The organism is Streptomyces sp. NPDC057682, assembly GCF_042799575.1.
GTDB lineage: Bacteria > Actinomycetota > Actinomycetes > Streptomycetales > Streptomycetaceae > Streptomyces.
Window position 1 is genome coordinate 36,183 of sequence record NZ_JBHVIN010000003.1, and the last position, 5,954, is coordinate 42,136.

5 protein-coding genes and 4 pseudogenes are annotated in these 5,954 nt (G+C 68.4%); 4 read left to right on the plus strand and 5 right to left on the minus strand.

Annotated elements, in window-relative coordinates; all coding sequences use genetic code 11:
- The first annotated feature begins 244 nt into the window (after positions 1–244).
- Entirely contained in the window at positions 245–370 is a 126-nt protein-coding gene (locus tag ACFVDM_RS05380; RefSeq protein WP_383633600.1) for a hypothetical protein, read from the plus strand.
- A 48-nt stretch (positions 371–418) separates the two neighbouring features.
- Here the strand turns inward: ACFVDM_RS05380 and ACFVDM_RS05385 are convergent, their stop codons facing one another.
- Positions 419–637 carry an MbtH family protein gene (locus ACFVDM_RS05385; protein ID WP_073969135.1) on the minus strand — a complete coding sequence of 73 codons (219 nt, stop codon included), beginning with the start codon at positions 635–637 and terminating at the stop codon, positions 419–421.
- A gap of 559 nt (positions 638–1,196) precedes the next feature.
- On the opposite strand from ACFVDM_RS05385, the pseudogene thpR reads away from it, so the two are divergent.
- Positions 1,197–1,825: pseudogene (thpR, locus tag ACFVDM_RS05390) on the plus strand (RNA 2',3'-cyclic phosphodiesterase).
- Between the two features lie 77 nt (positions 1,826–1,902).
- Here the strand turns inward: thpR and ACFVDM_RS05395 are convergent.
- The 3 genes and pseudogenes from ACFVDM_RS05395 to ACFVDM_RS05405 form a co-directional block, all read right to left on the minus strand.
- Positions 1,903–2,133, minus strand: a pseudogene (locus tag ACFVDM_RS05395) (hypothetical protein); the annotation flags it as partial.
- Positions 2,130–2,456 (minus strand): annotated as a pseudogene (locus ACFVDM_RS05400) (ISAzo13 family transposase); the annotation flags it as partial. The pseudogenes ACFVDM_RS05400 and ACFVDM_RS05395, both read right to left, overlap by 4 nt.
- Before the next feature lie 462 nt (positions 2,457–2,918).
- Positions 2,919–3,362 carry a hypothetical protein gene (locus ACFVDM_RS05405; RefSeq protein WP_383633603.1) on the minus strand — a complete coding sequence of 148 codons (444 nt, stop codon included), beginning with the start codon at positions 3,360–3,362 and terminating at the stop codon, positions 2,919–2,921.
- Between the two features lie 218 nt (positions 3,363–3,580).
- Between ACFVDM_RS05405 and ACFVDM_RS05410 the strand changes: the two genes are divergently transcribed.
- Both ACFVDM_RS05410 and ACFVDM_RS05415 read left to right on the plus strand, forming a co-directional pair.
- On the plus strand, positions 3,581–3,889 hold the full coding sequence (locus tag ACFVDM_RS05410) for a transposase (protein WP_383633606.1): 309 nt from the start codon (positions 3,581–3,583) through the stop codon (positions 3,887–3,889).
- Complete coding sequence (locus ACFVDM_RS05415; protein ID WP_383633609.1) at positions 3,886–4,485, plus strand: hypothetical protein; 600 nt, start codon at positions 3,886–3,888, stop codon at positions 4,483–4,485. Before ACFVDM_RS05410 ends, ACFVDM_RS05415 begins: the two co-directional genes overlap by 4 nt.
- Before the next feature lie 510 nt (positions 4,486–4,995).
- Here ACFVDM_RS05415 and ACFVDM_RS05420 read toward each other — a convergent pair.
- A pseudogene (locus ACFVDM_RS05420) lies at positions 4,996–5,458 on the minus strand (MFS transporter); the annotation flags it as partial.
- Between the last annotated feature and the right edge of the window lie 496 nt (positions 5,459–5,954).

Sequence of the window (5,954 nt, forward strand, 5' to 3'; positions counted from 1 at the left end):
GCCGGGACACACCTTCGGGGAGAGCTTGCGGGGGACGAAGAGGGCAGGACGAAGCCGGCCGTGCCGGTGCGGCACTCATGACCGACAACGGGCGGGTAATTACGAGGAGTACGTCACCGGCCCCGGCATCGGGCACCACGGGACCGGCTTCCCGTTGCGGAAACCGGGCGCGAGCTCGCCTATCGAGGACAGGTCGACGCGCGGTCCTTCAATGCGGCACACAGCCCATCAATGCAGTACATCGATGCAGTACATCGATGAGGAAATAAAGCCGCGTGACAGCGGAATGAATATTTCTCGCCGGAACGTGATCGATCGTCATCCCGGGCTGATCGAATGTGCCCGCATGGGAACGACATCGACCGATTGAGACGCGCGGGCCTGCGAACCAGGGCGGCCCACAGGCCCGCGCGCCGCCCTACCCGGCGTCGGCCTCCATCGCCCGCACCAGGCCCGCGGGCCGCATGTCCGTCCACGCGGCCTCGATCGCGTCGAGACACTCCTGTCGCGAACCCTCGGGACCGCCGACGCTCCAGCCCCCCGGAACCTCGATGTGCGCCGGCCACAGCGAATACTGGCCCTCGCCGTTCACCAGCGTCACGAACCGACCCGACTCGTCATCGAAAGGATTGGTCACGACCGTCCCCCCACTTGTTTTCCTACATGCCACCGCATGTTCTTCAGATATACCCGGGCCCGCCGCGCGGATTCCCCGCTCCCCCGCCACCGGACCGCCCGCCCCCTGTCGCGCAAGTACGGCCGCATGGGCGGAGATACGTTACGCCTCGGGATACCGGTGTGACGCCGATGGCCGGCCGGTCGTCCGGCTTCGCCCGTTCACGCCAGTCACCATAGAGGACCACCGACAGCACGAGAGACGAATTCGGCCCATTACTTATCAGTCCGCACGAGGTGGCGTGCGGGAAGGCCGGCCGGAGACATATGCCAAGCCCACTCCTCCGGAAAATTTCAGCCACCCGATGTCCCGATTGTGCACATTTCACTAAATACGAACCGCACACATTCGGATAACCGCCGGCGTACACCCCCTCATGCACGGGCACGCGCCGAACACACCGCGCTCCCGTGCGCCGGGTGCGCGCCCCATTCGAAATCAATGGCCATTCCCATCACTCCGTGTAATTCTCCGGGGTTCGGCGCCGACGGCCACCCGCCGGGGGGGCGGCCGGCCCCGCATGCGATACGAATGCCGGGCGACCGAAGAGACCCCGCCCGCGACCGTGGGCGTGTTCATCGCCCTCGCTCCGCCCGACCCGGCGAAAAACGAACCGGCCCAGGAACTGCGGCCCGCCTACGCGACGCATCCCCAGGTGCGGTGGAACCGGATGGAGGACTGACACATCACCCTGGCGTTCCTGGGCGCACTCCAGGTGGACAGCGTTCCGCTGCTGTGTCCGCCGCTCGCCGCTCTCGCCGCGTCCCAGCCCGCTCCGCGCCTGGCTCTGCACGGCAGCGGCACGTTCGACGGGCGGGTGGCGTGGAGCGGGGTCGACGGCGGCCTCGACGCACTGCACCGGCTCGCCGACGGCGTACGGGCTGTGGTCCGGGACCACGGGATCGCCCTGGAGGACCGGCCGCTGCGCCCCCATCCGACCCTCGCCCGGGTGCGCCGGGCGACCACACGTCGGCCGGGGAGATCGCCGCGCTGCTCACGGAGTTCCGGGGCCGCACGTGGCCCGCCGAGTGCCTGCACCTGGTGGGCAGCAACGCGGGGAGCCGCCCGGGACAGCTCCACTACCGCGACATCGCGGCGTGGCCGCTCGGCACGGCCTCCGCCGCCGCGGTGCCGCCCGCACACCCCTGAGGCCGGGCCCTCCGGGGCTACGCCAGCCTGACCGGAGTGGGGCGCGGCTCCGTGTGTCGGTGAGGTTCGGGGGTACTGTCCCCACCAGCGCAGGCCACGTGCTCGCTTCGCCGCGGCGCCAGCCGAAGCACACCGTCCGTGCCGACCACGAAGGTGAACGGTTCGGTCAGCTCTGCTGCCGATCGCTCAGTGATCCAACCGTCGCAGTCAGCCGCCGAGCGGATCGGGCACCCGCCGCTGCCGGGTCGGGCCGCAGCCTTCGGCTCCACCGGCCCGACGTATCGGTAACTCCGCCCCCTCGCACTCACAGCCGCCAACCTAAGAGGTGAGTCGAGTGGTCCACCGGAGCCTCGTCTGGGGTGGCGCCGGTGGTCACTGTGCCCACGGGCTGGGAGTGAAGGGTGTAGTTCCAGTCGCCGTGGAAGCGATGCCTGGCGAGGGGCAGGGCGGCGATCTCGTCATCGCTGATGCGGATGCCGGTGGGGTACTCGCCGCTGTCGAGTTCGGCCTGGACGGTGAGGCCGGTGCGGCTGGTGGTTGCCGCGATGGTCTGGATCATTACTTCGTAACTGGTCAGGGCTCTGCCTCGCCAGTTCATGGTGATGCGGGAGAACAGTCTGTGCTCGATCTCTCGGCAGCCCGGATCCGTAACTCCTCGCGGAACTCCTGCCGTTCGGCGGTCAGCCCGCCCCCTTGCGGATACCGCATGCACCGGTGATACCGCACGGGCGACAAGCCGTCAGGCCCTACGACTCCACGAGTTCAACCCCAGTAACAGCAGCTGGCCATAATCCAGTTCGGCCACTCCGCGCGGGACCGTACCCTCCCGAACCCCGGCCGCTGCGGCGACGAGCCTGATGCCACCATGCCCCAGCGACAGCGCCTCCGCCCCTATGGCCAGCCGACGCTGACGCTCATCGAGAGGCGGCAACAACGCCTCGAACTTCGCCGCCAGGACATCCTCGGCCCCCTCTGATCTCCCCGTACCAGAACAACGAGTCCGACCGTTGGAAGCCACGACTTGTTTTCCGGCAAGCCCTTAGTCTGCTGGCGACGCCTCAGGAAAATTCGGTCATGATGGTGTTACGAGTTCCTACCTCTTGTCGCGCCACTGTGAGAATTTCAAGCCGGGTCCAAGCCTGACCGAAGTGATGTCCTCGGCACGCTGGTTCGGAGTGTGCTCGCTGGTCGTGCTCTCTATCGGCCCTTCGGCGAGACCCCCTTGATGGAAGGGAACCCGGTCTACGACCTCGCCCTCATCGTTGAGAAAGTCCAGAGTGCCCGTAACGGTGTTGTAGTGCTGCTCGCGCAGTATCCCGTCTACCGTCATCCGCACCGTCTTCTCCTTCCCCGATGGGTGGGACAGCTGAAGATGCTCACGCGCCGTACGAGCCACCGCGGGTGACGTGGCTTCCGTGCTGGCCGGGAAGACCTCGTTGTCACGCTTGTTGTCCAAGGCGTAGAGGAGCAGGCCGAGCAGTGCGGCAGATACGGCCGCTACGGCGGCCCACGACAGAAGGCGTGATCGGCGAGACATCCTGGCATCCTTGCACGTTGTCCTCCGCGCCCCGCCCATGGCTGCCACCCTTCCGCTTGTCGGCTTCGTCGACCACTGGTGTGGAGCCCGGGCACGCTGCCGCCCTCCCGGCCCTGACCGGCTAGGTCGGCAACCGCCTTCGGCCGAAGGGGTCTGCCGCACGATCGGGTGACATCTGAACTGGCTTGCCCTGTGGGGCAGGTGGGAAGGATGTCGCTGTGCCCAAGCCCTATCCCCAGGAGTTTCGCGAGGACGTCGTGCGGGTCGCGACGAACCGCGGTCCGGGCGTCACGATCGAGCAGGTGGCCGCCGACTTCGGTGTCCACGCGATGACGTTGTGGAAGTGGATGCGCCGTGCGGACATCGACGACGGCGTGAAGCCGGGGACGACGAGCCAGGAGAGCGCGGAACTGCGGGAAGCGCGTCGGCGGATCAAGTTGCTGGAGCAGGAGAACGAGGTCCTGCGGCGGGCGGCGGCCTATCTGTCTCAGGCGAACCTGCCGGGAAAAGGATCTACCCGCTCGTGAAGGAGCTGGCCGCAGGCGGGGTGCCCGTCACGGTGACGTGCCGGGTGCTGAAGCTCGCCAGACAGCCCTACTACCGCTGGCTCGACGACCCGGTGACCGCTGCCGAGCTTGCCGGGGCCCATCGCGCGCACGCACTGGTCGCCGCCCACCGCGACGACCCGGAGTTCGGCTACCGCTTCCTGGCCGACGAGGCCCGCGACGCCGGGGCCGACATGTCCGACCGGACCGCGTGGCGGATCTGCCGGGACAACCGCTGGTGGAGCGTGTTCGGCAAGAAACGCGGCAGGACCAGGAAAGCCGGCCCGCCGGTCCACGACGACCTGGTGAACCGGGCCTTCACCGCGACCGGCCCGAACCGCCTGTGGCTCACCGAGTTGAGGCTGATCGTTGACACCTACGAGTTGGCGGACCGGCAAGGTCTCGTGTCCACGATCCTGTGGTGGCAGGACCGGTGCTGGCGGGGCATCGACTCCCAGGCTGATGCCGGTGATATCGCCATGACCCGGCTCCGTGACGCAGGAGCCGTAACCCACGTCCGGACGGCCTTCCAGTGGGTTTCCGACCATCGAGGCGCATTGGAACGCTCAGTGCGGTGAGCACCCGAGTGGCGTTCGCGGTGGGTGCGCCGGCCCAGCTCCCGCAATGGGCGCGGCACATGCGCACGCCGCGATCGGCAGGACCGCCCTCAGCACCTCGGTTCGGGCGCTCGGCCCGGGCGAGGGCGGGCATGCTGGGGGTACTTCACGGTCCGGTCCTGCGCCGCGGAATTGTGGACCGTTCGGTCGGCTGCTCCATGGCGAGGGTGGTGTCCGTGCCGAGTGCGCGCACTCCCGGACACGGTCCGCCAGCAGCGCGCGGGCCTGGTCGCGGTCGATGACCTGTCGCCGCTGTTGGCGGAGCAGCAGTCGCCGCCGAGGATCCCGCGGGGTGGATAGCCGACGCCGGTGCTGGGTTCGACGGTCCGGTCCGGCACCGGCGTCCGTCGCTCCCCGTCCTGCCGCCGCTCGGCTTCCCGCTGCTCGGCCGCGGCGATGGCTGCGCGGACGGGGCCGGGCCGGATGCTGAGTTGGTGCCCCGGTGTGGGAAGCCTGGGGAGATCGGGCGGGCTACGTACGGTTCCCGTGGTTGGCCGCAGGTTCTCCGGTGTCGAGCGCACCTTCTGAGGGGCGGTTCTTCCCGAGCAAGGTGGCCACGAGGACAGCGCCGAGCGGCAGCAACCGTGAGCTCGTAGGAGAAGCCTTCCGTCGCGGCGGGCCGGAGGCCGGCCGGGGCGTCGCTGCGGCGCGTGGCCAGAGCGACGAGCACCGCCACTCCCACAGCACCTCCGACCTGTTGAACGGAGCTCAGGACTGCCATGCCGAGCCCGGCGTTCTCCTCGGTGGTGCCCGTGAGTGCCGCGACGGTCAGCGCCGGCAGACCCATCCCGCACCCGAGGCTCGTGACGAGCATGCCGGGAAGTACTCCGGAGGCGTATCCGTCGCTCGGTGCCACGCCGGACAACAACAGCAGCCCGGTCGCACTGATCGGGAACGAGATGACGACGACCGCGCTGTCCGGCCGCTCTCCCACCGGGTGCCGGAGTAGGACCTCTCCAGCCCGCTGAGCCACATCCCGACCGCGCCCCGAAGCCGGTTCATCATCGAGGACATCCGAAGGGACAGGGTGCGCCCGCACGAACGGGGTGGCGACGAACACGACGATCTCAATCGTCTCAGCCGTCGGCAGCGGCATCGATCCCCGCTCCCCGGTCGACCACTGGGGCGACCGCACCCTTCAGCATCTCGCATTTCCGGGCGACCTCTTAAATGTGAGCCACGCCTCGGAAAGCCGGGACACCTTCCTCAGGACCCCGCATACCCAAAATAATGACCTTCATTCAACCAGTCCCCGCTGGTCACCAAGCAAAGGGGGAGACGGGGAGTCGAGCGCCGAATGTCATCATCCTTGAGGAAATCCCGGACACTTCTCTCGGGTGCCCCGAAACTCATTACCCATGCCCGGCTCCTCACCAGTTCCTGGGCGGCGGACGCGCGGAAGGCGTGTGGGTGGGCCGCGACGATTCGTC

What these genes read in the sequence shown, in the direction of transcription:
- ACFVDM_RS05380 (WP_383633600.1), top strand. Translation starts at nt 245, where the DNA reads ATGCAGTACATCGATGAGGAAATAAAGCCGCGTGACAGCGGAATGAAT.
- ACFVDM_RS05405 (WP_383633603.1), bottom strand. Translation starts at nt 3,362, where the DNA reads ATGTCTCGCCGATCACGCCTTCTGTCGTGGGCCGCCGTAGCGGCCGTA.